Source organism: Pseudomonas sp. D3 (assembly GCF_029320995.1).
GTDB classification, from domain to species: domain Bacteria; phylum Pseudomonadota; class Gammaproteobacteria; order Pseudomonadales; family Pseudomonadaceae; genus Aquipseudomonas; species Aquipseudomonas paraveronii.
In genome coordinates this window covers 4,435,906-4,459,865 of sequence record NZ_CP119772.1, presented here as the reverse complement: position 1 = coordinate 4,459,865, position 23,960 = coordinate 4,435,906, and the positions used below count along the sequence as shown (strand labels likewise).

Below are 23,960 nucleotides of genomic sequence, written 5' to 3'. Positions count from 1 at the left end.
TAGCGATGGCGCGGCCGAGATGGTGAGATTTTCGGCAGGCAAATCCGTGGCCAGTATCCGCTTTCGCGAACCGGTTCACTCATCTCGTTTGCGCACCGCGATCAGGCGGGCTTATCGCTGTTGAATCTAACGAAGGGTACTCAGCAGTGCCTTCGCTTCCTTGGGCGAAAGCAATTTCAACTTGAGCGACAACGGGCCGCCCATGCCGTGCAATTTCCCGCCTTCAACCAGCGAGCCCGCATCTATCGGCTCGCCCCCCAGATCGCGAATCAACTGCGCGACTGCGGCCTTGGCCTGGGTGTCATCGCCGGAGAAGAAGATTGCACCGCTGTCGCCTTCTGCGGGCAGGCCTGCGGCAAACACCGGAATCGGCTCGTAGTTGAAGGTTTTCACCACATGAGCCCCCGGAATCATCTGTGCGACGACTTCACTGGAGCCTTTGCCGCCGATATCAATCAGGTCTTCAGGGCGTGGGCCACGGCGGTTGTTGGTCGCGTCGATCACCACCTTTCCAGCCCAGGAGCCTGCGGCCGCGATGGCGGCAGGGGTTTTTTCCCAAGGCGTGGCCAGAATCACCACGTCGGCCTCAGCAAGCATCTGCTCCGGCGTCGCCGCGCTCACGCCACTCCCCAATTGCTGGATCAGCGGCTGCAGGGACTCGGGGCCCCTTGAGTTACTGATGAGGACGTGATGCCCGCCCGACACGAGTTTGGGGACAAGCATTTGTGCCATTTTTCCTGCACCCAGAATTCCGATTGCCATGATGTCTAATCCTTCATTGGTTTAGGTTGGGATGAGCGGTGCTTACGCTTCATTTGCAATCACATTGCGCAGCACGCCGATTTCCGCGATTTCCACTTCGACCACGTCACCGTCCTTCATGAACAGTTGCGGGTTGCGACGTGCGCCTACGCCGCCGGGGGTGCCGGTAACGATCACATCGCCTGGTTCGAGTTGGGTGAATGTGGAGCAATAGGTCACGAGTTCAGCAATCGAAAAGATCATTTGCCGACTGGTGGCGCGCTGCACTTCCAGGCCGTTCAAGCGGGTGCTCAGATGCAGCTCGGGATCGCTGCCGAATTCGTCAGCGGTGCTCATCCACGGCCCGAACCCGCCGGTATGCAAAAAGTTTTTCCCGGGCGTCCACTGATGGGTATGGCCTTGCCAATCGCGAACCGAAGCGTCGTTGTAGGGCGCGTAACCGGCGATGTGCTCCCAGACTTGATCGGAAGAAATACGGCGTCCGGCCTTGCCGATAATGACCGCGATTTCACCCTCATAGTCGAGCTTCACCGATTCTGGCGGCAGCGGAATCACGCCCAGGTGGCCCACTTGCGAGTTGCTGAAGCGCCCGAAAACCGGCGGTTTGAGCGTAGGCTCACGGCCGATCTCAGAACGGTGTTCTTCATAGTTGACGCCAATGCAGATGATTTTTGGCGGCGAGGGAATTACCGGCAGAAACGTGATTTGCTCAAGGGTGAAGTCGGGTTCAGCGCCCTCCAGAGCCTCGGCAACGTTGGGGAGTGCGCCCGCTTGCAGCACGCTCAGCAGATCAGGAAATTTACCGGCCAGGCGTTGCGTCAAATCGACGACCCCGCCGTTGACCCAGGCACCGAATTTCGGTGAACCATCAACTTCAAAACTCAGGAGCTTCATCGTCTCTTCTCTCTATCAGGGTGTCGGCAATCGTCCCTTGGGCCAGAGGCACGTGATGCAGCGCATCAGGCAGGCCTTGCCCGGGTCGATGAAGACTAGTCCCGCGCTGAAGCGGCGAACAAGCACGCCACCTGTTCTGTCCGGTGTGTGTATCAGGGGGGCGATTGATTCGGACGGTTGAAATCGACGGTTGCCGATCAACGTGCCGGACTGGGGTTTGATACACAGAACGGACAGAACAGGTGGCGTGCTTGTTTGGTGGGCCGCGTGGGCACTAGTCTGATTTTGCCCGAGTGGGCTTGGCCGATGCGTTGCATCGCAGCTATTGCTGAAACCCTAATAAGAGAGAGACGAGACGATGAAGCTCCTGAGTTTTGACGTTGGAGGTCCGCAGAGGTTCGGTGTCTGGATCGCGCGCGCAGTCGCCACACTGACATTGCGTCTGGGCGGTAAAGCGCCGCAGTCGCTGTTCAACGATGAGCCGCTTTCTTTTTTTGCCGCAAGCCTTTCGGTGGAGGATGACAGTGGTGTGATCTTCTTTTCGCGTGAGGATGTTCCAGCCAGGGCGAAAGCGCCGCTCGATACGGATCGTTACGTTTTCAATAACGAACCTTTCCTGTGTTCCTATCCAGCATTGCGGGGCTCCAAATGATTGATCCACTCAGCTTTCGTGACGGCATGTCTCGCCTCATCGGCGCAGTCACCGTCATTACCACGGATGGTCCCGCCGGCCAGGGCGGTTTCACGGCATCCGCCGTCTGCAGCGTGACGGACGACCCACCGATGCTGCTGGTGTGCATGAACCGCAACAGTCGGCAGCACAACGTTTTTAGCGGCAATGGGGTCCTGTGCGTCAATGTGCTCACAGCCGACCAGGAGACTATCTCCAGGACTTTTTCAGGCGCGGCGACGGTGCACGAGCGCTTCCAGATCGACCGTTGGAGCGTGCTGGAAACGGGCGCACCCGCGCTGGAGAACGCGTTGGTCAACTTCGATGCGCGCATCGTCCAGACCATCGAGGCTGGCACTCACAGCATTTTCCTGTGCGGCATAGTGTCGGTGCGGGTAGAGCCGGAAGTCCACTCGGGTCTGGCTTATTACGCTCGCAAGTACCACCCGGTCGCGGCACACCGGCCAGAGGAGTGAGTGGGCCCGGGCGCTTGCACACTCAGTGCAGGCGACCTGCAACCCCGCCCAAAAAAACATCGCGAGACGTCCCCCTTCATCACCCTGCAAGTGAGCGGCGAAATCACTTTCGCCGCAAGCAGATCAATGGGCAATCGCAAGTGCCACGAGGAATCGGGAGACCATGTTGTAGGCGGCAATCGTCGCGACCAACTCCACGACTTCCTGTGGGTTGAACCGCGCGTTCATGCGCGCCATCAATGCATCCGGCACGGCCACTTCTTGCGTCATCCTGTCCGTGAGTTCGAGCACGAGGGCCTGGTGTTCGTTGAACAGCTTCGCGTCGAACACATCGGGGGTGCGCAGGCTTTCGATGGCTTGCTCACACACGCCAGCGCTGAGGGCGTGCGGCACGTGCGCCTCGAATTCATAGGTGGCTCGGTTAAGCACGGCGACTCGCAGAATCGCGAGCTCGCGCAAGTCTGCCGGGATCGAGCTGTGATTGCGTACCGCCGACAACATTTGTTCCCAGCCGCTGGCAATCGGGGCGCTATTGAGCAGTACCTGGTAGAGCAAGGAGATGTTGCCGCCACGTTGCTTTTTGATTCTGTCCTCAAGCTCGGCGAGCTCGGGCCTTGTACCTGGCGTGACAACGGGAACTCGAATCTGACTCATGAGAAGCCTCTGTTTGGTCGGCGAAGCGCCGAACATAGGGGTGCAGTTGTCTGGAGTATCGGTATTCGTCAGCGCCTGTTTATTGCACGGGGTGATGCTGGCTCACGAGGCCTGCTGCGCTGTCGCGTGACGATGCAAGTTCAATCTGTCGGGCGCTGTTCTTCATCAACTCGATCAATCTGGCTTGATCGGTGAGCGCGAAGCGCGAGCGGGTCGTCACCAGAATCAACGCCGCCGGTTCCAGCGATGTGCCTGTGTACAGCGGAACGGCGGCGCCGGCGGCGTCGGGATCCAGTTGGCCGACCGAGATCACATGCCCCTCGTGCTGAATCTTGAGCATTTGGGCGCGGAACGCTTTCCAGGTGTCGCCAAGGCCCGCCTCGGCGATTTCTGCCGCGTAGCTTTCATAGAGTCGCTTATGCCTGGCAGGCGAGAGCGCAGCGAGGATGACTTTCGATCCGCCGCCGCGAAAGAGAGGCATGGGGCGGCCCCGCCCGTATGCGACGGGGCACGCCAGTTCTCCCTGCTCCTGGTGAACGGCAAGAATGCGCACGCCATAGATGCTGGCGAGCAAAATGTTGCAACCGGTCTCCTGCGCCAATCGGCTCATCACCGGTTGGCAGGCGATCAACAGCCTGTCGCTTTGACGGATGTAGTAGTCCATCTCGATGATTCGCGGCCCCAGCGAATAACCGTTCTCCGCGCGTCGAAGAAGGCCTGAATCGCACAGTTCCTTGAGGTAGCGGTAGCCCGTCGGCCGGGACAGGCCGGTTTCGGCGATCAAATCCTCGGGCGACCAGGTGGCCTTGTCGATCGAGAAAAAGTCGAGCATCGACAGCATCTTAGTTAGGCTGGACATTGAGCGCTTCAGAGGAAAGTTAGGACGCCGGCATGGTAGTCAGCGCAGGTTGAGCGTGCAAGCAAACGCCGCAGCGCCCGCAGGCTCCCACCTTGGAGCCTGAGAGCCTGCAATGCACGCGTTCTATTGGCTGGCCGCATATTTGCCGGTCAGCTGCGGGGAGAGCGCGTTCAGTCCCTGGGTTTGCCTTTGCAGGCGCGTTTCGTTCGACCAGGTTCGACGCAGGTCGTCTTTGACGTTGACCGATAGCGTGCCGAGGCCCTCGACCGAGAGTTCGAGCACGTCGCCGTCCTGAATGGCGCCAAGGCCGCGATGGTTGGTGCCCGTCGCGATAATGTCGCCGGGTTCGAGCGGGTGGATATGGCTTAGCCACTCAATGCTGTTTGCGATGCTGTGGGCCATGTCATTGGTATTGAAGCGCTGCCGGGGTTGGCCATTGAGGTTCATGGCGATGTCCAGGTTCTGCGGGTCGGCGATCTCGTCCGCGGTGACGATCCATGGGCCCATCGGGGCGAAGGTGTTCCTCGACTTTGCCTGGAAGAAACTGTTCTTTTCCGGCTTCATTCCCCGGGCCGAACCGTCCATGAAATTGCTGTATCCGAACACATAGTCCCGCCAGTCCGCCGCCGCGACCTTGTCGGCCCGGCGTCCGATAATGATCGCGAGTTCCGCTTCCGCTTCGAAAACGATCGCCGGGATATCTGGAAGCACCAGGGTGTCTCCCGGGCCGATCACACAGGAGGACGCCTTGTGAAATGCATTGATCAGTGGCGGCTCCGCCAGGGTGCCGTCTTCCATGTAATTGACCGCCATGCAGACGATGTTGCCCGGCTTGGGCAGCGGTGCTCGCAGCCGAACGCCAGACAGGTTGATCCGTTGCCCCAGGCGTTGCGCCTTCTCCAGTGCGTCCTTGTATTCATCGAACTTCTCAATCAGATGAATCATTGCATCGTTGGGGTTTGCGTAGGGAAATCCACTGATCAATGACGAAATGTCCACGATCGAGTCGTCGACGATCAGGCCGAGTCTGTAGGAGTCGAAGAACGCAAGTTTCATTGGCGGCAGTCTCTTGTTGATGAGGCATTGGACACGGGACCCGCAAAGGCTTGAGGTTTGGAGGCTGGTTGAGCGTCGGTGTGATCACGTGGATCTCGTCGGCCGCCAAGCGGGCTGCTGCGGTTTTATATCGAGTAAATCTATCACTGTGAGATTTGATCGTAAAATATAAATTCTGAATCATTGTCTGTTTTATCGCTATTTATGAAAATAAATTCATATTTATCAGGTTGTTATAGTATTTTTAATGATGAATATAAATTTATGCCAATTCTCACAATTCAAGATTGAATTGATATTTTTATGTTGTGTGTGCTAGGTTTTTGTCCAGCGCGCCGTGCGCACGTGCGGCGCCGCGACAGGCAGAAGAGGCAACTGCGCCGCAGGCCTCAGTGACCGCAGGCGTCTACGCCGGCCCAGGAACGTTTCTCGATGACCCTCATTGATACGCTTGCTCAAAGGATGACCGCGGAGCCTTCCATCGACGCAATGGAATCTGCCGCGCAAACGCTCTCGGTGCATGTGCTCGATACCGTGGGCGCCTGGATCGCCGGGCGCGCAACCCGCGAGGGACGGCTTCTCAACGGGCTGCGAGGCGAGCATGCACCGTTCAATTCGTCGACGCTCGATGCGGTAGGGCTGTTTACGGCCACGGCAAGATTGACCGAGGTCGACGATATCCACATGGCGTCGTGCACCACGCCCGGCGCGCTGGTGGTCATGACCGCGTTGACCCTGGCTGCGAACCTGCCGCGCGGTTTGCTTGGCCAGGCGCGTTTCGCCGAAGCGGTTCACGTTGGCTATGAAGTGATGACCGGACTGGGGGAGGCGGTGTCGGGCCCGAAAATATTGCACCAGGGCGTTTGGCCGAGCCTCCTGCTCGCGCCGGTCACGGCGGCGGCCGTCACGGCGAAGCTCCTCAACCTGGACGCGGAGCGCACGGCCCACGCGCTGGCGATTGCGCTGACCTCATCCAATGGCCGACCGGGGGGCAATGCGAGTGCCGGGGTTGCATCGGTGCGAGGAACCTCAGCCAGATGGCTGCTGTTCGGGATGGCCGCCCGAACCGGTTGCGCCGCTGCCATGAGCGCTGCTGCGGGCTTCACCGGCGATCGGGGCCTGCTTGAAAATGATCAGGCGTCGCCGATGCGCGGGCTGACCCTCTGCCACGAGCGCATTGCGCGTATCTTGCAGGGCCGTCCCGCGATCCTGGGGGCGAGCATCAAGCCTTACTGCGCGGCGAAGCACAACATCGCCGCGATGTTCGGGTTCCGGCAGTTGCTTGACCAGGGTATCGACCACGAGTCGCTGACGGCGGTGCGCGTTCGCTTACCGCCTTCACACGCGAACATGGTGGCGCATTACGACGTGGAGATCAGCCGGCTGTCCCGTGTGACCAGTTGCGCCTACAACCTCGCGCTGGTGGGCGTCATGCCCGATGCGCTGCTGGATGTCGAGCGTGCGCAGGCCCATCGCGGGGTTGAGATGACGCGTCTTGCCGACAAGGTTGAAGTGCTGGCCGACGAGCATCTGCAAGCGGCGACACCGCACGCCTATCCGGCGGTGGTAGAGCTGCTCATCGGCGAGCGGATCATCGCCAGCCAGACAATCATTCATGCCTGGGGCGATCCGCAACGGCCCTTTCAAATCGACGAGGCGAGACAAAAGTTTCGCCGGTTGTCCAGGGACCTGCTCGAGCCGAGCGCAGCCTTGGAGATCGAGAACCTCTGCCTGGAGGTTGCGGGCTCGGCGCACGCTCGCGCCAGCGTGTGGAATCACCTCGTGGACATCGACCGACGCGAGTCGGAACGGGATTCGCTGCAATTGACTCACCCTCGCAACTAACGGGGCGCGCTTTACAGGAGCGCTAAGCCCTCTGGATCAACCCCCATCATGAGCATTGTCATGAGTAATTATTCAGACGTCATTATTGTTGGACTCGGGCCTACGGGAGCCACGCTCGCCAATCTGCTCGGGACCTTTGGGCTGTCGGTGACGGTGATAGAAGCCATCGACGAGACTTTTCCACTGCCGCGCGCGACGCATTTCGATGGTGAAATCATGCGCGTGTTGCAGTCGATCGGGCTGGCCGAAGAGGCGCTGCCGTTCACCCATGTGAACCCCGGCATGACCTTTGTGAACCTCAATCGCGAGGTGATTTTGAGTTGGCCCAGGCCGGACACCGTTGGCCCGCACAACTGGCACCCCAGCTATCGGTTTCACCAGCCCGCCCTGGAAGCCGTGTTGCGCAAAGGGCTCGATCGTTTTGCGCACGTGAGCCTCAGGACCGGATGCGAACTGCTGTCCGTGGTGCAATCGGAAGACGGGGTGCAGGCGCAATTCATCGCTCGAGGCAAGACCACGCCAGAGGTCGTCAACGGGCAGTATCTGATCGGCTGCGATGGCGGTAGATCGCCGGTGCGCGGCATCCTCGACGTGCCTCTGGAGGACTTGGGCAGCCACGAAAAATGGCTGGTGGTCGACGTGATCATGAATCGCGAAGTCGCGGGCCTCACCGACGGTACCGTTCAATTCTGCGATCCCCAGCGCCCCACGACCTACATGCGATGCGTTGGCCTGCGGCGACGCTGGGAATTCATGGTCATGCCGGGCGATGACCTCGAGGCACTTACCTCGCCTGAAGGCGTCTGGGGGTTGTTGTCACCGTGGCTGGTTCCCGACGACGCGCAAATCGAACGCGCCGTGACCTATATGTTCCATGGGGTTATTGCCCACCCGTGGCGTCGTTCGCGGGTAATGCTGGCCGGGGACGCCGCTCACCAGATGCCTCCTTTCCTCGGTCAAGGGTTGTGTGCAGGTCTGCGGGACGCCGCCAACCTGGCCTGGAAACTGGACTGGGTGATCAAGGGGCGCGCATCGGCGGACCTGCTCGACACCTATGAACAGGAGCGCTCTGCACACGTTCGCGCGACCATCGAACACGCAATCGAAGTCGGCGAGATCATCCAGACAATCGACCCCGAACAAGCCCGCGAAAGGGACGCCAAGCTCGGCCAGGGGCCTCGAAAAATGAGCTCCCTCGTGCCTCGGCTCGGGGCGGGGCTGCACCGGGCCGAGGACGCTTGCGCAGGGTTTATCTTCGCGCAACCCATACTCGAATCCGGCGTGCCCCTCGATGAGTTCGTGGGTTCGAACTTCGCGGTCATCGGTGATCGCCAGTTGCTGGATTCGGTTTCGCCGGCGACCAGGATGCTGTGGGACCTCAATGGCGTCATACGCCTGCCGGACGAGGCGCAGCAGTGCCTGGACGAACTGAATGCCAGGGCGGTAATCATTCGCCCCGATCGGTACATCTTGGCGGTTGCCAATAGTGTCGAGGCGTTGGATCGCGTATCAACCTATCTCCCCGGAGGAAACGAAAATGAGCACTCACGCCGTACATGAAATATCAGCGGTAGCCGACCTGGCGCGGCCGCTGAAAATTGGCATGCTGTTGCCCTCGAGTAACGCCATGGCCGAACCCGAGATTCAACGAATGCTGCCGCCGGGCGTGAACATATTGACGACCCGCTTGAAACTGGCCGGCTCGTCAAAGGCCGCGCTGCTGGGCATGACCGAGAAGATCGAAGAAGCCAGCAGCCTGCTGGCCGACGCTGCCGTGGACTTGATCGTGTTCAACTGCACGGCGGTCTCGACGTTTGATCCGAGCATGGGTGAACAGCTGTCTTCGCGGATTGCTGACGCCAGCGGTTGTCCGGCGACGGCGACATCGGATGCGTTGCTGGCCGCCTTCAAGGCGCTGCGGGCCAAGCGCATCGTACTGATCACACCCTATATCGAGGAGGTGAATCTGCGTGAAGTCGAGTATCTCAAGCATTTTGGATTTGAGGTGCTCAGCCAGGTTGGATTAGGCCTGCTGGAAGGCACGAGCATGGCCGCGGTACCACCTGCCAAATGGCTTGAACTCGCGCGAAGCTATCGAGACGACTCCACCGATATTTACTTTCTCAGCTGCACGGCAATCAACGTGTCTTCGATCATCGACACATTGGAGGCTGAATTGGGGCGGCCGGTCGTTACGAGCAATCAGGCGATGTTGTGGCACTGCCTGCGCCTGCTGGGGCGAACTGAGCCTGTGCACGGGTTTGGCAAGCTATTCGAAATGGCCTGACGGTCTGAAACGCGCTCGGGCCAATGAGGCCCGGCGCGACAATCAATGGGTTCAACTGTTTATCAGCCGATGATCGATCGGCCCGAACGCCGGCGCACGCACGTGCTGCCGGAGTCAGCGTCGGCGGTTTTTATCGGGACAGACCACTGATGCGGCCAATGTCGATGACAAACGTCAGGGCGAACAACCAGCCGCTTTGAGTCGGTCCTACCAGCGCGTTTGGACCTTGCCTGTTTGGATTCAGAAAGTACTGGGCCGAGGCGTTGGCCAACACGCCGGGGGCGACGCCGTACTGACCGTGCACGTCAAACGTGAACGTGTCTCGGTGAACCTTATCGTCGCCCCAGCCGCTCGCCGCACTGGTCTGTTGCTCGTTTAAAGCGCGTCCCTTGCTCAGCTGTAGATAACGCACAGTCGAGCCCACCAGTGCCGCCGGGTTGCCTTTGATAAAGCCACCATATTCGCTACCTGCGTACAGTTCGAGGGGAAATGACTGACCGGAGCCTGGGGTGACAAATGCGCCCCCGTACACCGCAACGTTAGGTGGAACGATGCTGTCCGCGTCGGCTTTGGTCCAGAGCACCTTTCTTGCCTGGCCGTAAAAGCCCGAGGTGCCGCTGTCATGTGTAACTGCGGTGCCAAAGGGATTTTGCGACTGAGTCGATCCGTCCTTGTTGTACAGGTCATCCGTGTACGGACTTGTGTTGTGGTACACACCGACTTCGGCGTTCAGCGGATATCGGCTGTCGGAGAAGTCGCTGGTGTACGTCATATTCCCCAGCCATATCCAGCCTTTCCTGGTGTCAGAGATCCAATCCCATCCGGATGACTGGCTGAAAAGGCCGTAATTGTCTTCGGTCACGCCCAATCCCAGGCGAGTATGGGGCGACAGTTTGTAGGAGGCTCGTGCTCCCCAAAGTGATTTATCGAAGGGCGGCACGCCCACGGTGATCAGCGGGGTCGATGTGATGCATCCGGCGCACATTGTCGCGACCATGAAATCGTCGCCCAGATTCATGCGGCCATATTCAAGGTGAAGCTGTTTATCGAAGACGTCGTGCGACAGTGTCAGCTTGACCAGGTTCGAACTCGTGGTTGTCGCGGGAAAGGGCGCAAGGGAGGAACCGACTTTATAGGAGTAATCGCCGTTGTTTTGAGACAGCGGCTCCCACGCCTCCGTGATGTGCAGTTGTGTATTGGGAACCCCTAGGAGCTTGGTCAGATCGGCGTTGGCCGACATGAACAATGCCGGGGAGTCCATGGAACTGCCGGGTTTGATACCCGCCGTAGGGTTTGTGAAATAGCCATTGGTAAAGAACAGACCGAACGTGAAGCCCTGCTTTTCCAGTTCATCGCCTAACTCGCTAAGTGGCCCCTTTCGGGTGGGCGGGGGAATATCGGCCGGAGGTCTTACGCTGACGCTCGCGACACCGGGTGGGTTCTGCCCGGTTTCAGTCTGGGCTTGCAGGAAGACGCCTCTGATGAGCTTTTTAGTGGGATCGATTGAGCTGTTGGCGGCGACTGCAGCGCTCGCATCCAGTGGGTTATTTGTTGCATCAGTCGAAGCTATTGGCGTCTGCTGACCGGAGTCGGCAGCTGTCGCGGTAAGGGCTGAGAATCCCAGTGCGAAGACAATTGTTTTGGCACGCGTGACATTGATGAAGCGTTTCATGTGTTTCCTCCATTGTATTTATTGTTGAGTCAACGCGCTGAAGCATAACGAGCGACCCTATGGAGTTAACCCAACACCTGGTTGCTGTCCGCTGGGTGTACGGGCGCGGACTGGCAAGCGGCTGAAGACACATTGGGGAGGGCGATTGCCAATAGAGGAGGGGGCGTGCGATGGGTTTTGAACCTGGCGCCGAATACGGCAATCGGGTGGTCGGTACACCCAGCGGACACTCGCCAGAACATACGATCACGCGCGCGTGGCACACGATAGACTTCGAGACGTCTTGCATGTTTAGAAGGTCTACGGCAGTCGCCTAAGCTCAACCACCCTAGCGACTGCCCAATAGCGTATGCGGCTGCCTGCCGCAGTCTGTCCACCGAGAGAGGAAGTAGCGATGACGATTGTCACAGTGAGCAAGAGTGTCAAATTGAAAGCTGGCGCGTCGGATGTCTGGGAATTCGTTAAGGACTTTGCCGGCTTCGCCGCCTGGCAGCCCCACATCAATTCGGTAGAGATGCTGCCCAATGGTGATCGCAAGGTGTTATTCAAGCGTGGCAACACCATGCTCGATCGCATCAAGCATCTGAGCGATGAGTCGAAGACGTTGACCTACGAACTCGTTCCCGGCCAGGAAACCCCGCCAGGTGCACCACCGATCAAGAGCCTGGATGCAACCTTTGTAGTGGTCGCTGACGGCTCGGGCTCCGAGGTCACCTACACCATTGAAGCGGATGTTCCTGCGCCTATGGTGGAGTTGGCGCCCAAGGGTATCGGCGCAGATATCGATGGCGCACTGGAAGGTCTGAAGACGCAATTCGGCAACTGAAAAAACGCACGCACGGAGTGACGGTCCGTCCCCGCGAACGTCCATGTGTTCGCGGGTGGATCAAGGCTCATATCGGGTCGATGTGACGGTACTTCCGCTGTGTTGCGGTGGAACTCGCGGTTAACCCCGCGAGCGCTCGAACCCCATCTTTATCAGGCCGGCTTCCATGTCGAGCTTGGTCTGCAAGAGGTCAGGCAGGTAACGGCTGACCACCTCGTCGTAATCAATCGTCGCGGCCACCCAAACAATGTTGATACAGGCGATCACGTTCTGTTGGTACATGATGGGAACGGCGATGCTCGCGCACTTGGGATGCTCCAGATCGCGGCAGTTGCTGTAGCCATTGGCGTGCGAGCTGCTGATCATTTTTTGCAGGAACGCTTCGTCACGGCTCAAGGCGTTGTCCGGATCCTGCGAGCCGCGCAGTGAGGCGAGAATGTCCTCACGTTCGTCCTCGGGACAAAACGCGAGATACGCGCGCCCAAGCGGACTTTTCAGCAGATGGCGTTTGCGTCCGATCATCCCCACGTCGACTGAAAAGGGGCTGAAGCTATGGGTGCTTTCCCGAATGATCATCGCATCGCGCTCGAAGGTCGCCAGATCGGTTGGCCACAATACCTTCTCGCCCAGGCGCTGCAGCAGCGGCGCCCCGAGGGTGCGAATCCACTCTTCATCGGTGAACCCTGCGCTCAACTGGCGCACCGCGTCGGTCAAGCGAAATACGCTGTCGGACACACTGCGATAGAGCAGCCCACGGTCTTCCAGGGTTTCCAGGATGCGATACACGGTGGGGCGTGGAAGTTGGAGTTCCAGAGCGATCTCGTGCACGGTGGAGGCGCGAACCGTATTGAGGTACTCAAGCACTCTGAGCCCTCGGTCCAACGAACAAATCGTCTTATAAGTCATGAGCGTTTCCCGGCGTTCGTTATGGTCGATTTTTTGTGTGCGGGATGAAGTAGCCATTGAAGAGGGGCGGGCGCAGCGTGCCGTGATTCACCCTCCTCAACGATCAAGGTTATACACCAAACTTGCCCGGGTAAATCGACGCTCTGCCCGGCGGCCTGGGTGATTTGCGCGCGCAAGATGCCTCGCCATGGAGTCGGGGGGGGGCGTGCCGGCGCCACGCCGCCTGGCGCGCCCGCCTGCCTCCTGGCCGACATGGCGCTTGCCGATTTCGGCCTCAGATACACAGGCCGGACAGCCATCAACCGCGCCTTGTTCCGCCTGATCCGGGAGGACTACTGTGGCTTCTCATAGTAGCTATCCATAGAAGATTGCTAAGGAGATACCGATGGTCAGTACGCTTAAGAAAAACATGGCCGGTTACATGGCGCCGCCTGAGCCAGGCTTGACTGCCGAAACTTTGATTGCGCGGGCGGTGGCAATGCGTCCTGCGTTGCTGGAGGGGCAGGCTGCTGCGGAGGAGCGCGGAACCTACTCGCCGCAAATGCATAAGGCGTTTGAGGAGGCGGGCTTTTATCGGACCTTGCAGCCGCAACGTTATGGCGGATACGAGTTCGACGTGCCGACGTTCGCGCGCATGGTCATGGAGGTTGCACGCGGCTGTCCGGGGAGTGCCTGGTGCCTGGCGTTGTCGGCGGGGCACGCGCTGAATGTGGCGCAACTGTTTGGCGAGAGCGCGCAGACCGAGGCTTTTGGGGTTGATGGGCACTTCGCCGCAGCGGCACGCGCCATTCCGTCAGGTACCGCCACCCGTGCCGATGGTGGCTGGCGCCTGGAAGGCACCTGGGATTATTGCTCCGGGGTGCCGTACTCAACCCACGTGATGGTCGGTGTCAGAATCATCGAGGAAGGCGCCGCGCCGCAGGCAGCGGTGGCGTTGGTACCGCGCTCGGAGTGGAAGATGCTCGACAACTGGGGCGACTTCATCGGCATGCGCGCCAGTGGTTCCAACAGCGTGGAGATGCACAGCGCCTGGATTCCGGAACACTTCCTGGTGCGCGAGGATTTCTTCGCGCCGAATATCTCTCAAGGCACCGAAGGTGCACGGTTGCATGGCAACCCGATGTACGCCGGCGGCACGTTGGGTTTTTTTCAGACCGAGATCAGCTCGATCATGGTGGGCGTTGGCTTTGCCGCGCTGGATGAGTACGAGAACATCATCCGTGCCCGCAAGGCTTTCGGCCCTAACGCAGTGCTGCAATCGGAACACCCTGATTACCAGCGCCCTTATGGGATTGCCCTCGGCAAACTTGAAGCGGCGCGTCACGCAGTGGTTGGCGCAGCGCAGGAATATATGGACCTGGCACGCCTGAGCATGGAAGGCAAACGCACCTACCTGCGCTCCGATGACCAGCGTCTGCAAGCGGGGCTGCAGCATGCGGCGCAGTTGTCTTTCGAGGCTGTCGACATGCTGTACCGCGCCTCGGCGACCAGCGCCGCAGCGAAGAATGGAACGCGCATGCAGCGCTACTTCCGCGATATCTCCATGGCTCGCACCAACCCAGGTTTGCAGTTCGAGCTCAAAGCCGCCGACCTGGCTCGACAATTGTTCGCAGAACGCGACCAACGCCAAGGGAGCAAGCAGCCGTGATCGACGCTGAACAAGCCCGTGATCGGCAGAGATCACAACCGGCGTCGACGGCTGGCGGCGCCATCCCGGTTCCCGAGGTCAACTTGACGCCGCAGGAGATGATCCGCCGTGCCACGGCGATGCGTCATACCTTGCGCGACCGGCAGGCGGCCACCGAGGCAGAGGGTCGCCTGCTGGCGCAAACCAACGAGGAATTCATCAATGCGGGCTTTTACCGCGTGGTGCAGCCGCGTCGGTTCGGCGGTTACGAATTCGATCTGACCACCTATGTCCGGGTGATGAGCGAAGTCGCACGCGGCTGTCCTTCAAGCGGCTGGGTGCTGGCGTTGACCTCGGGTCACCCCATCATCCTGGCCGATCATTCCGAACAGGCTCAGATCGAAGCCTACGGCAACGACGGCGAATACCGTTGCCCGTCCCTGGGCTCACCGATACCGGTGCAGCCTGTGCCGGGTGGGTACAGGGTTTCGGGGTTCTGGGATTTTGCCTCTGGCTGCGACATTGCAACCCACATCATGGCGAGCGGCTTGATTGCGCAGGAAGGCGCCGCGCCCAAGCCGGTCCTGATGCTGATTGATCGCCAGGATTATTCGATCGTCGATAACTGGAACATGCTCGGCATGCAGGGCACCGGCTCGCGCCGGGTGGTGGTGGAAAACCTGTTTGTGCCCGAGCACCGCGTCGCACCGCTGGCGATGTGGGTGGGGGCCGCTGGCGACAAAGTGCATCCCAATCCGATGTACAACGGGCGCAAGGCCGGGTTCTTCATGATCGAGGGCGGGGCCGTGTTGATGGGCACCGCGCGGGGCATGCTCGATCTCTACGACGAACTGCTGCGCAACAAACCCATGCGCTTCGCGCCAAAGACCAAGCTCATGGAACATCACGAGTTTCAGCATTACTTCGGTGTGGCGCAGGCGCTGATGGACAACGCCGACGCCGCGCTTCTCAAAGCGGCGCAGGATTACATGGATGCCTGCACGGCACAGTCGGAACAGGGTATCGAATTCTCGGAGGAGGAAGACCGGCGCATATTCCTGATGGTCCAGCAGGCGACACGCCTGGCCTTCGAAGCCGCCGACCGGCTCTTCACCACCGCAGGCACCCAGACTGGCCAAAGCACATCGATGTTTGGGCGCTACTACCGTGACCTGGCGATTCAACGCACGCACTTCACCCAGCAGATGGACCGAACTGCGGTGAACTTTGCGCGCATTCACTTCGGCTTCGCGCCCTTGTCACCGTTCTAAGGAAAGCGACCATGCCCTCTGAAGCGACGGCCTCCCGCATCCGGGAGAGTTTCAAACAGCGACGCGGTTATTGGAACGATGATTGGGAGCGGCTGATGCACAGCAACCCGGCTTATGTGGCGGCGTACCTGGAGTTGTCCGCCTACACGTCGGAGCGCGGCAGCCTTTCGCCGAAGATGCGGGAGTTGATCTATGTAGCGACCAATTGTTCGCCCACGCACTTCTTCGAGCGCGGCGTGCGGCAGCATGCGCGTTTCGCCCGGCAATACGGGGCCTCGCTTGAGGAACTGATCGCGGTGGCGATGATTGTCAGTACGGTCGGCGTTCAGACCTATCTGCTCGGGGCGGCCGCGCTGGAGGAGCTTGTGCCGGGCGCACTGACCTCAAGCGACCATCAGGCGCATGTCAAGGCAGTACACAGCCGGCATCTCCAATTGCTGGGCGCAGCCCTGCCTGAGGTGAATGCTGCCATCAATGTCGATCCAGCGTTCTATGAGGTCTGGTTGAATTTTGCCGAGGCCGCGATGGGTGCCAACGGGCTGCTCTCGCCCAAGGACAGTCATCTGATCGCCTTGGCCGCTTATGCGCAATGCACGCAACTGTCGGGCCCTGGCGTGCGACAACACATGCGGGCGGCGCTGGCGAACGGTGCAACTCCAAACGAAATCATCGACGTGTGCAAGCTGATCACCAGCATGGGGGTGCACGCAGTGGTGCACCCCGTTCCAGTGCTGATCGACGAATGGGAGCAACTGTCTTGAGTACAACGCCGCTTCGCTATAGCGCCGATGACCTGAGCTTCTGCGGTCAACTGGCCTGCCCGGATGTGCAAGGCAAGGTGCCCGGCATCCTGATCTTTCCGGAGGCGCCAGGCGTCGGGCCGCATGTGATCCGCCGCGCCGCCGCCCTTGCACGGATGAACTACGTCGCCCTCGCCGCAGACGTCCACGGAGAGGGCGTGCTGTTCGACGATCCCACGACCATGCGCGCGAATATCGACCAACTCAAAAGCCAACCCGAGCGACTGGCCCGGCGTCTGCAAGCGAGCCTCCAAGCGCTCGCGCAGGTCCCCCAGGTGGACCCCCAGCGCATGCTGGTGATCGGTTACTGCTTTGGCGGCTGGTGTGCGTTGGAACTGGCGCGCACCGGCGCACCGCTGCTGGGCGTCGGGGTGTTCCATGGCGCCTTGATTCCGACGCAGGCCAATACCGCCAACCAGATCCAGGGCAAGGTGTTGGTCTGCTCGGGTGCATCCGACCCCCTGGTGCCTACGGAACAAATCACCGCGTTCACGCAGGAGATGTCTGCGGCGGGGGTTGATTGGCAAGTCCACTTGTATGGCGGCACCGGCCATGGGTTCACCAGCCCCGAGGCCGGCAGCAACCCGCGCCCCGGCTTCGGTTACTCGGCAGCGTCCGATCATCGTGCCTGGGCGGCGCTGGGCGTATTTCTGAATGAGACCTTTGACATGGGAAAAGACTGATGGAATTTGCGAATAAAACCGTCCTGATTACCGGCGCGGCAACCGGTATCGGCCGCATGACCGCCAAGAAACTGGCCCTGCTGGGCAGCCGCGTCGTCATCGCCGATCTCAACGGCGAAAAAGCCGAGGAAGCCGCGAAGTCGATTCAACTCGAAGGTGGTGATGCGATAGGCGTGCGCTGCGACGTGACCCAGGATGCGGACGTCGCTGCGTTGATAGCCACGGTTGTCGCCACCTACGGCCCGGTCGACGTGCTGATCAACAATGCATCGATGCCGCCCATTGCCGGGCGCATCGAGGACATTCCTTTTGTTGCCTGGGAAACCGCGCTGCAAGTCAACGTGCTGGGCTACGTGCGCATGATCAGCGCCGTGTTGCCCGCCATGATGGAGCGGGGCAGCGGTTACCTGGTCAATACCGCGTCGTCACTGGCCATCCTGCCCGATCCCCCCACGCGCTTTCAGATTCCGTACACGACCACCAAGGGCGCGCAGTTGGCCATGAGTTACGGCCTGGCGCACGCGCTGAAACCCCATGGCGTGCGCGTGTCGGTGTTCTGTCCAGGCATCACGGCTACGTCCGATCGCCCTGGCGGTCAAAGCCTGACCACCTCGGGCACCGCGATCCCGAGCATGGCCGAGTTTCTTGACGGCGTTGACCCTCGGCGCGGCAAGCCTGCGACGGCGGAGTTCGCGGCGTCTACGTTGATCGAGGGGCTGCTGCAAGAGAAGTTCTTGATCAGTTCGCAAGTGGGTTACGAAGAGCAGATCGTGGAGTTTGCGCGGGCCGGCCTTGGCCCTTTGGCGTTGATCGTCGGCGAGGGCGTCTGATCATGGCCCGTGTACGCTATCTCGACCGGGAAGACCTGGCACCTGAATTCCAGGACATGCCGCGCATGAAATCCAATATCACCCGTGCGCTCGCCAACAGCCCACGCGGCGCCCGGCATGTTGCCGGCACCGGCATGTACCTGCGGCACGAGAGCACGCTCAATGCGCGCCTGCGTGAGCTGGCCATTTTGCAGGTGGGCTACTCGACCGGCAGCGAATACGAGTATGCGCACCACGTCGATGTCGCGTTGTCGTTCGGTGTCAGTGAAGCCGACATCCTGGCCATCGCCGCCGACAGCGCCGGACAGCCAACCACACTCGAACCGCTGGCCCGTGCGGTGTTGCAGGCCGCCCGCGAGATGACCGAGCGGCTGAGCTTAAGTGATGCGACGTTCGCGGTATTGAGTGAAGCACTGGACGCCGAATCGCTCATCGATCTACTCATCGCCATCGGCGAATACAACGGCATGGTTCGCATCATGGCGGCGCTTCATATCGATCTGGAACCGGAATTCGTGACCTACCTGGAGCGGTTTCCGCTGCCTGTGCGTCACTGACGAACCGCGTTACTCCAACTGAAAAGGTTAAAGACTATGGACTTGGGACATGTGGGGATTCATGTGCGCGATTTCGACGCCATGCTGGGGTTTTATCAGCGCGTGTTCGGCTTCGTGATCAGCGATATCAAGCGCGGCCCGGAGCGGTCGATTGTGTTTCTGACTTCGGAGCCCGAGGTCCATCACCAGTTCGTCATCGCTAACGGCAGGGCGGCCGACGACCACTCGCGCGTCATCAATCAGATCTCGTTTCGCGTGTCGAACCTGGCTGAATTGAAACGCATCGGCAGCGCGCTCAGGGACGAGCAGGTCGAAGACCTCGACATCATCACCCATGGCACGGCGTGGTCGATTTACTTTCGCGACCCCGAAGGCAATCGGGCCGAGGCGTTTGTCGATACGCCGTGGTATGTCGACCAGCCGTTTCGCGCACCGATCGATCTGGACCAACCCGAAGACGTATTGCGTCGCGAAACGCAAGCGTTGTGCCGCACGCAGCCCGGGTTTCAAGGGATCGAGCAGTGGCGGCTCAAGCTGGCTCAACGCTTCGAAGCGGCCAGGGCACAGGCCTCTTCGGCGGAGTGAAGCGAAGGCCGATTACGTGCGGATTCACACTGCGGACACTAGCGCGCTGCGCCTGGCAGCCCGGTACCAGGGCCATTAACGTGTAGTGATCGCAATGTGTCTTGGAGTACTACGTGAGCTTAAATGCAAAGGCGGTAATTGTGGGTGCTTATGAGCACCCGGGCCGAGACCTACCGGATCGCTCGGCACAGCAGATTCACGCGGAGGTGGCGTTTGGCGCGCTCGCCGATGCGGGGCTGGGGCTGCAGGATATCGATGGTTTTTTCTGCACCGGCCAACTCGGCTTCGGCGCCATCTCGCTGGCGGAATACATAGGTCTTAAACGACTGCGTTACACCGACTCTACGTTTACGGGCGGGTCTTCCTATCTGTGTCATGTTGGCCACGCCGCGCTTGCCGTGGCGAGCGGCAAGTGCCGTATCGCCTTGGTGACACAAGGCGCACGGGTTCGCGGCATAGTCCGCGGCCCGAAGCTGGCGCCGGACACGCCCGAGTACGCCTTCGAGGCGCCCTACGGCGAAACCAACCTGGGGATCTACGCACTGGCCGCGCGGCGGCACATGCACGAATACGGAACGACTGCGCGGCAAATGGCTGAAGTGAAGGCGGCTGCGTCGTTTCACGCACAGTTCAACCCCAACGCGATGCTGCGAAAACCCGTCACCCTCGAGGAGGTGCTCGCGTCGCCCTTCGTTGCCGATCCGCTGCGGCGCATGGATTGCTGTGTGGTCACCGATGGCGGCGGTGCCGTGATCGTCACGACGCCGGAAATAGCCGCCGGATTGCAGCGTCAATCGGTCGACATCCTGGGGCATGGCGAAGCGATCAAGCACACCATGGGTGGGCGTCTGGACATGACCTACACCGCCGCCGTGTGGTCGGGACCCGCAGCGTTCGAGGAGGCTGCGGTGACACCGGCCGACATCGATTACGCCTCCATTTACGACTCTTTCACCATCACGGTGCTGATGACCCTGGAGGATCTGGGGTTTTGCAAGAAGGGGCAGGGCGGCGCGTTCGCGGCGGACGGGGCGTTGCGTGTGGGTGGGCGGCTTCCGGTTAACACCGATGGTGGCGGCCTGTGCAACAACCACCCCGGCTATCAAGGCGGCATGATCAAAATCATTGAAGCCGTTCGCCAGCTTCGCGGCGAGGCCCATCCCGAAGTGCAGGTCGACAATTGCCGACTGGCCTTGGCCCATGGCACGGGCGGCGGGATTTCACGCCTGTGCAGCGCGACATTAATTCTTGGTCGAGGTGATGCATGAGTGGTTCTGAACTGCCGGCGCCAACCCCACTGGTTGTCCCGGAAACCCAGCCCTTCTGGGAGGGGACAAAGGCCGGTCGGCTGATGTTGCCGCGCTGTCTGCGGTGCAGCTTTGTGATTTGGTATCCGCGCCAGTTCTGCCCGGAATGTGGACACGATTGCGTCGAATGGTTTGAAGCGAGCGGACGCGGTTCGATCTACAGCTTCACCATCGTGCGCCGTGGCGAAGGCGCGTACCGCGAAACGCCGTCTTATGTGCTTGCCTTCGTCGACCTTCACGAAGGCCCGCGCGTGATGACAAACATCATCGACTGCGACCCCACGCAACTTCAGATCGGTCAGCCCGTGAGCGCTGTGTTCTGCGATGCGGGAGACAGCGCTGCGTTGTTGCGATTCCGTCCACTCCTGACTGAGTAAGCCCCATGACAAAAATATGTTCTTCTCCCGAGGCCGCTGTCGCCGATATTCCCGACGGTGCATCCGTTGCCATTGCCGGCTTTGGCGTGGGCCATAGCTATCCGAACAGCCTGGTAATCGCCCTCAAGGAGCAGGGCGCACGCGACCTCTGCGTGGTTGCCAACTCGCTGGGGGCTGGTGAATACCGGCCGGAACTGCTGCTTGAAAATGGGCAGGTCAGTAAGGTGATTTTGTCGTTCTCCGCGCGGCCCGGCCTTGCGTCTCTGGTGGAGCAACGCGCCGCCGCCGGCGACGTGCAGCTGGAGATGGTGCCGCAAGGGATTCTGGTGGAGCGCTTGCGTGCAGCCGGCGCCGGCTTGCCAGCGTTCTACAGCCCGGTGACCGTGGGCACGCGCCTGGCCGAGGGCAAGGAGCTGCGCGAGTTTGATGGCAAGGAATATGTGCTTGAGCGCGCGCTGCCGGTCGACTATGCGCTGGTGCGAGGTTTCCGCGCGGATGCGAGTGGCAACGTCGAGTTTCGCGGCAGCAGCATGCATTTTCATCCGAGCTTCGCCAAGGGCGCGCGGGTCGCCATCGTTGAAGTTGATGAAATTGTCGAGGTAGGCGCTATCCCGCCGGAAAGAGTCGGCTTGCCTGGCGTGTTTGTGGCGCGGGTGGTGCTTGCCACCAAGAAAATCGCAATCCCCAAAGGCGCGCTGGGGCGCCGGGCGCCAGACACCCGGCGCGAGTATTTCGGCAAACCGGCGCTCTCGCGGCTGGAGTTTGCGCAACGCGCTGCGGCGTTGTTGCCGGAGCATGGTTACGTCAACCTGGGTTCCGGCTTGCCAACGTTAGTCGCCTCGCATGTCAGCGGGCGCAGCATCACGCTGCATGCCGAGAACGGGGCACTGGGCTATGAATTGCTTGGCGATACCGGTGTACCCGATCCTGACTTTTTCGATGCCGCTGGCGGTTTCATCGACATGCGCCCGGGTGGCGCCTTGTTCGATAGCGTGGTGTCGTTCGAAGTGGCCCGCTCGGGAAAACTCTCGGCCGTGTTGCTGGGCGCATACCAAGTGGCGCAGAACGGCGACCTCGCCAATTGGAGCGTGCCGGGCCAGGTCGGCGGTGGCATCGGTGGGGCAATGGATCTGATCGCCGGCGCCAGCAAGCTCATCATCGTGATGGAACACAGCGACAGCAAGGGGCGCTCCAAACTCGTGCGTGAATGCCAGTACCCGCTCACCGCTCCGCAGTGTGTCGATGTGATCGTGACTGATCTGGCATTGCTGGTGCGCCGAGGAAACCGGTTCGTCCTTGAAGAAATCGCTCCAGGCTTTTCCGTAGAGGAGATCCTGGAACTGACCGATATGGAACTGCTGATCGCCGATGACGTTCGCGTGATGCAGCCCGACGCTGCGCCCGTGTGATGTAGCCCTTGCGCGTTACCCCCCTGTCCCCGCTGCGCAGGTCACGCAACTTCAATGCTGCGTGGCCTGTTTCGCTTGGATCGACGATCACAATCCACGCAAAGGTGATGTGTGACCATACAGGCTGTGCTTGACCCTCGCACTGCACGCTTATTGCCTTGGTTGGTGGCAGTGGCGTTTTTCATGCAAACCTTGGATGGCACCATCCTCAACACGGCATTGCCGGCAATGGCCATCGACCTGGGAGAAAGCCCGCTGCGCATGCATGGTGTGTTGATCGCCTACCTCATTACCGTCGCCACCCTGATCCCAGCTTCCGGGTGGTTGGCCGACCGCTTTGGTACCCGCAGGACTTTTTACACGGCGATCATGTTGTTTTGCTCCGGTTCGTTGCTGTGCACCCAGGTCAACACCCTCGACTCGCTGATCATCGCACGTGTCATCCAGGCGCTGGGCGGTGCCCTGATGATGCCCGTCGGACGGCTGGTGGTGCTGCGCGCCTATCCGCGCAGCGACCTGGTGCGGGTCATGAGCTTTGTCACATTCCCCGGACTGGTCGGCCAACTGATGGGTCCAACCCTTGGCGGATGGCTGGTGGAGTACGCCAGTTGGCGCTGGATTTTCGCGATCAACCTGCCGATTGGATTACTTGGCGGTTACGCTGCTCATCAGTTGATGCCCGATTTTCGCCCCGCCATACGCACACGTTTTGACGTGGTTGGTTTTGGCTTGTTCGGCGCATTTACCCTGTCAATCATCCTGGGCCTGCAAAGTCTGTCCCAGGACTCGCTGCACGCCTCGGGTGGGTTCTTTGGCATCGCGGTGAGCGCGCTGGTGCTGTATTGGCTACACGCCTCCCGCAGCCAATACCCGTTGTTTGCGCTGTCGCTGTTTCGTCTGCGCAGCTTTTCAGTCGGCATCATTGGTAGCCTGATGTCGCGCTTGGGCAGTGGGGCAATGCCATTCCTCACACCGTTGATGATGCAAGTGGGGCTTGGCCATTCACCCTCAGTCGCGGGGATGAGCATGATCCCGCTGACCGTGTCCGGAATGGCCACCAAGCCGTTTATCGGCGCAGTGATACGGCGTTTCGGATATCGTGCGGTGCTCGGTTGCAACACACTGGCTCAAGGCGTGCTGATTTGCAGCATGGCACTTGTCGAAGCGAAAACACCGTTGTGGCTGATTATCCCGTTGCTGTCGCTGATCGGCGTCGCCAACTACATCCAGTTTACCGCCATGGGCACAGTGACACTGATCGAACTGAATGATCATCAGGCAAGCGCAGGCACCAGTTTGATGTCGGTGACTACCCAACTGTCGACTGGCCTGGCCGTTTCGGCGGCGGGGGCCTTGCTGGTGCTATTCAATCCGAATGAGGGCGTGTTGCGCCTGTCGGGCGTCATGGATGTTTTCTCCAAGGTTTATCTCAGTCTGGGGGCGCTGACCATTGTGTCCGCGCTGCTGTTTCTGCGTTTACCGCGTAAGGATTAGGCGGCGCCTAATTCTCGCTCGTTGGGGGTGGAGCACGTGACGTTGGCTCGCCGGATAGCGGCCCTTGAAGCCTTTTGGACATGACGCGGGTAGATCGTAGGGGGATGTGTCTA

At 60.4% G+C, this 23,960-nt stretch carries 24 protein-coding genes; 17 read left to right on the top strand and 7 right to left on the bottom strand.

The features are described from left to right. Nucleotides 1–126 precede the first annotated feature (126 nt). Both P3S72_RS20360 and P3S72_RS20355 read right to left on the bottom strand, forming a co-directional pair. Nucleotides 127–762, bottom strand: coding sequence for an NAD(P)-binding domain-containing protein (locus P3S72_RS20360; RefSeq protein ID WP_276193813.1), 636 nt, complete (start codon nt 760–762; stop codon nt 127–129). 42 nt (nt 763–804) lie between these two features. Further along, nucleotides 805–1,656, bottom strand: a complete 852-nt coding sequence (locus tag P3S72_RS20355; protein ID WP_276193812.1) for a fumarylacetoacetate hydrolase family protein — start codon at nt 1,654–1,656, stop codon at nt 805–807. A gap of 358 nt (nt 1,657–2,014) precedes the next feature. Here P3S72_RS20355 and P3S72_RS20350 point away from each other — a divergent pair, with 358 nt between their 5' ends. Further along, the gene (locus P3S72_RS20350) at nt 2,015–2,308 is read left to right on the top strand and encodes a hypothetical protein (RefSeq protein WP_276193811.1); all 294 of its coding nucleotides are present in this window, start codon (nt 2,015–2,017) and stop codon (nt 2,306–2,308) included. Beyond that, the gene (locus tag P3S72_RS20345; RefSeq protein ID WP_169881644.1) at nt 2,305–2,802 is read left to right on the top strand and encodes a flavin reductase; all 498 of its coding nucleotides are present in this window, start codon (nt 2,305–2,307) and stop codon (nt 2,800–2,802) included. The genes P3S72_RS20350 and P3S72_RS20345 overlap by 4 nt, the downstream gene beginning before the upstream one ends. A gap of 123 nt (nt 2,803–2,925) precedes the next feature. Here P3S72_RS20345 and P3S72_RS20340 read toward each other — a convergent pair whose 3' ends face one another. From P3S72_RS20340 to P3S72_RS20330, 3 genes are all read right to left on the bottom strand, one after another. Continuing rightward, entirely contained in the window at nt 2,926–3,456 is a 531-nt protein-coding gene (locus P3S72_RS20340) for a carboxymuconolactone decarboxylase family protein (protein ID WP_232565886.1), read from the bottom strand. A 79-nt stretch (nt 3,457–3,535) separates the two neighbouring features. Beyond that, a complete protein-coding gene (locus tag P3S72_RS20335; RefSeq protein ID WP_276193810.1) occupies nt 3,536–4,315 on the bottom strand; it encodes an IclR family transcriptional regulator in 780 nt (259 codons plus the stop codon). A 123-nt stretch (nt 4,316–4,438) separates the two neighbouring features. Beyond that, on the bottom strand, nt 4,439–5,371 hold the full coding sequence (locus P3S72_RS20330) for a fumarylacetoacetate hydrolase family protein (RefSeq protein WP_276193809.1): 933 nt from the start codon (nt 5,369–5,371) through the stop codon (nt 4,439–4,441). 432 nt (nt 5,372–5,803) lie between these two features. Here P3S72_RS20330 and P3S72_RS20325 point away from each other — a divergent pair, with 432 nt between their 5' ends. The 3 genes from P3S72_RS20325 (at nt 5,804) to P3S72_RS20315 (ending at nt 9,503) form a co-directional block, all read left to right on the top strand. Next, a complete protein-coding gene (locus P3S72_RS20325; RefSeq protein ID WP_276193808.1) occupies nt 5,804–7,216 on the top strand; it encodes an MmgE/PrpD family protein in 1,413 nt (470 codons plus the stop codon). 48 nt (nt 7,217–7,264) lie between these two features. After that, entirely contained in the window at nt 7,265–8,776 is a 1,512-nt protein-coding gene (locus P3S72_RS20320) for a bifunctional 3-(3-hydroxy-phenyl)propionate/3-hydroxycinnamic acid hydroxylase (protein ID WP_276193807.1), read from the top strand. Nucleotides 8,777–8,843: 67 nt separating this feature from the next. Beyond that, nucleotides 8,844–9,503: an arylmalonate decarboxylase gene (locus P3S72_RS20315; protein ID WP_276193806.1), complete on the top strand. Its 660-nt coding sequence runs from the start codon at nt 8,844–8,846 to the stop codon at nt 9,501–9,503. A gap of 130 nt (nt 9,504–9,633) precedes the next feature. Here the strand turns inward: P3S72_RS20315 and P3S72_RS20310 are convergent, their stop codons facing one another. Next, the gene (locus P3S72_RS20310; RefSeq protein WP_276193805.1) at nt 9,634–11,175 is read right to left on the bottom strand and encodes a carbohydrate porin; all 1,542 of its coding nucleotides are present in this window, start codon (nt 11,173–11,175) and stop codon (nt 9,634–9,636) included. A gap of 394 nt (nt 11,176–11,569) precedes the next feature. Here P3S72_RS20310 and P3S72_RS20305 point away from each other — a divergent pair, with 394 nt between their 5' ends. Continuing rightward, nucleotides 11,570–12,001: an SRPBCC family protein gene (locus P3S72_RS20305; protein ID WP_276193804.1), complete on the top strand. Its 432-nt coding sequence runs from the start codon at nt 11,570–11,572 to the stop codon at nt 11,999–12,001. Between the two features lie 120 nt (nt 12,002–12,121). On the opposite strand, the gene P3S72_RS20300 is transcribed toward P3S72_RS20305, so the two are convergent. After that, nucleotides 12,122–12,907 (bottom strand): helix-turn-helix domain-containing protein, encoded by a 786-nt coding sequence (locus P3S72_RS20300; RefSeq protein WP_276193803.1) that lies wholly within the window; start codon nt 12,905–12,907, stop codon nt 12,122–12,124. A gap of 385 nt (nt 12,908–13,292) precedes the next feature. Between P3S72_RS20300 and P3S72_RS20295 the strand changes: the two genes are divergently transcribed. The 11 genes from P3S72_RS20295 (at nt 13,293) to mdtD (ending at nt 23,847) form a co-directional block, all read left to right on the top strand. Beyond that, nucleotides 13,293–14,555 (top strand): acyl-CoA dehydrogenase family protein, encoded by a 1,263-nt coding sequence (locus P3S72_RS20295; protein WP_276193802.1) that lies wholly within the window; start codon nt 13,293–13,295, stop codon nt 14,553–14,555. Beyond that, entirely contained in the window at nt 14,552–15,805 is a 1,254-nt protein-coding gene (locus P3S72_RS20290) for an acyl-CoA dehydrogenase family protein (RefSeq protein WP_276193801.1), read from the top strand. The genes P3S72_RS20295 and P3S72_RS20290 overlap by 4 nt, the downstream gene beginning before the upstream one ends. Before the next feature lie 11 nt (nt 15,806–15,816). Further along, nucleotides 15,817–16,566, top strand: coding sequence for a carboxymuconolactone decarboxylase family protein (locus P3S72_RS20285; protein WP_276193800.1), 750 nt, complete (start codon nt 15,817–15,819; stop codon nt 16,564–16,566). After that, on the top strand, nt 16,563–17,288 hold the full coding sequence (locus P3S72_RS20280) for a dienelactone hydrolase family protein (protein WP_276193799.1): 726 nt from the start codon (nt 16,563–16,565) through the stop codon (nt 17,286–17,288). Before P3S72_RS20285 ends, P3S72_RS20280 begins: the two co-directional genes overlap by 4 nt. Further along, a complete protein-coding gene (locus P3S72_RS20275; protein WP_276193798.1) occupies nt 17,288–18,118 on the top strand; it encodes an SDR family oxidoreductase in 831 nt (276 codons plus the stop codon). Before P3S72_RS20280 ends, P3S72_RS20275 begins: the two co-directional genes overlap by 1 nt. Before the next feature lie 2 nt (nt 18,119–18,120). Then, complete coding sequence (locus P3S72_RS20270; protein ID WP_276193797.1) at nt 18,121–18,675, top strand: carboxymuconolactone decarboxylase family protein; 555 nt, start codon at nt 18,121–18,123, stop codon at nt 18,673–18,675. Nucleotides 18,676–18,711: 36 nt separating this feature from the next. Continuing rightward, nucleotides 18,712–19,260, top strand: a complete 549-nt coding sequence (locus P3S72_RS20265; protein ID WP_276193796.1) for a VOC family protein — start codon at nt 18,712–18,714, stop codon at nt 19,258–19,260. A 113-nt stretch (nt 19,261–19,373) separates the two neighbouring features. Continuing rightward, nucleotides 19,374–20,528 (top strand): thiolase domain-containing protein, encoded by a 1,155-nt coding sequence (locus P3S72_RS20260; RefSeq protein ID WP_276193795.1) that lies wholly within the window; start codon nt 19,374–19,376, stop codon nt 20,526–20,528. Then, on the top strand, nt 20,525–20,944 hold the full coding sequence (locus tag P3S72_RS20255) for a Zn-ribbon domain-containing OB-fold protein (RefSeq protein WP_253397201.1): 420 nt from the start codon (nt 20,525–20,527) through the stop codon (nt 20,942–20,944). Before P3S72_RS20260 ends, P3S72_RS20255 begins: the two co-directional genes overlap by 4 nt. Nucleotides 20,945–20,949: 5 nt before the next feature. Beyond that, nucleotides 20,950–22,353 carry a 3-oxoacid CoA-transferase gene (locus tag P3S72_RS20250; protein ID WP_276193794.1) on the top strand — a complete coding sequence of 468 codons (1,404 nt, stop codon included), beginning with the start codon at nt 20,950–20,952 and terminating at the stop codon, nt 22,351–22,353. Nucleotides 22,354–22,464: 111 nt separating this feature from the next. Continuing rightward, nucleotides 22,465–23,847 carry a multidrug transporter subunit MdtD gene (gene mdtD, locus P3S72_RS20245; protein ID WP_276193793.1) on the top strand — a complete coding sequence of 461 codons (1,383 nt, stop codon included), beginning with the start codon at nt 22,465–22,467 and terminating at the stop codon, nt 23,845–23,847. Nucleotides 23,848–23,960 lie beyond the last annotated feature (113 nt).